This window comes from Streptomyces abyssalis (assembly GCF_001751365.1).
Classification (GTDB): domain Bacteria; phylum Actinomycetota; class Actinomycetes; order Streptomycetales; family Streptomycetaceae; genus Streptomyces; species Streptomyces abyssalis.
Genome location: NZ_LJGT01000021.1, coordinates 1 through 1,317 on the forward strand (window position 1 = coordinate 1; position 1,317 = coordinate 1,317).

Annotated in this window: 1 protein-coding gene and 1 pseudogene; both read left to right on the forward strand. The window is 70.9% G+C overall.

What is annotated here, in order from left to right:
- Positions 1 to 468, forward strand: a pseudogene (locus AN215_RS00085) (Crp/Fnr family transcriptional regulator); the annotation flags it as partial.
- Between the two features lie 118 nt (positions 469 to 586).
- Positions 587 to 1,317, forward strand: a 731-nt coding sequence (locus AN215_RS00090; protein WP_139140677.1) for a cyclic nucleotide-binding domain-containing protein, incomplete at its 3' end; no start/stop codon positions are given.

Sequence of the window (1,317 nt, forward strand, 5' to 3'; positions counted from 1 at the left end):
GCACCGTCCCAGCGCATCCACACCCGCTCCGGCCCGCCCACCCCCGACGACCTCGACGAACTCCTGTCCACCGTATGGAAGGAGCCGAGCGTCGTGCTCGCCCACCCCAAGGCGATCGCCGCCTTCGGGCGGGAGTGCAGCAGCCGCGGCATCCATCCCGACAGCGCCGAGCTGGACGGGCACCGCGTACCCGCGTGGCGAGGCGTGCCCGTCCTCCCGTGCAACAAGATCCCGGTCACCGGCTCGGGCAGCACGTCGGTGCTGGCGATGCGTACGGGCGAGGCCCAGGGCGTCGTCGGCCTGCATCAGACGGGAATTCCCGACGAATTCCAGCCGGGGGTCTCGGTCCGTTTCATGGGCATCGACGAAAAGGCGCTCATCTCCTATCTGGTGAGCGCCTACTATTCGGCGGCCGTACTGGTCCCGGACGCCCTGGGAATCCTCGAGGACGTCGAAACCGGCCACTGAGACCGGGTGTTGACGGTCCGGCAGCCGCAGGAGAACCGCGGCGCCGAACGGGCCTGTTCCCGGTGTCAGTTCTCTCTCCAGTTCAGCCCAGGCTCCAGCACGGAAGGTCTTCCGGTCCATGACCAGCCAGTCCGGCCACCCCGGTCCGACGCCCGGCCTCGCCGCACAGCACAGCCTCGCTCCGGCCGCGGCCCGCAACCTGACCACCACCACCAAGACGCCGCCCCAGATGCAGGGGATCTCCTCGCGCTGGCTGCTGAGGATCCTGCCGTGGGTTGAGACGACGGGCGGCACGTTCCGCGTCAACAGGCGGCTGACGCACACGCTGGGCGACGGGCGCGTGGAGTTCGTCGCCACGGGCGCCGACATCGCCGTGATCCCCGCGGAGCTGCGTGAGATCCCGCTCCTGCGCGGGCTGGCCGACGAGGCGGCCCTGAGCGCTCTCGCAGGACGGTTCGAACAGCGGGAGCACACCGCGGGCGAGACCGTGGTCTCCCCGGGCGACCCGGCACAGCTCATCCTCATCGCGCACGGCAAGGTGAAGCGCACCGCGAGCGGCAAGTACGGCGAGGAGGTGTCGCTGGGCGTCCTCGCCGGCGGCGACCACGCGGGCGAGCAGGCCCTGTCGCCGGATCCGGGGGAGTGGGAGCAGACCCTCACCGCCCTGACGAAGTGCACCGTACTGGCCCTGCGGGCCGAGGAGTTCCGCGAGGTCGCGGACCGTTCACCGGCTCTGCGCTCGTATCTCGACGCGTACCTCTCCCGCGCGATCCCCCGGCAGAACAGGCGCGGTGAGGCGTCGATCGAGCTGGCTTCGGGGCATGCGGGTGAGGTGCTGCTGCCGGGGAC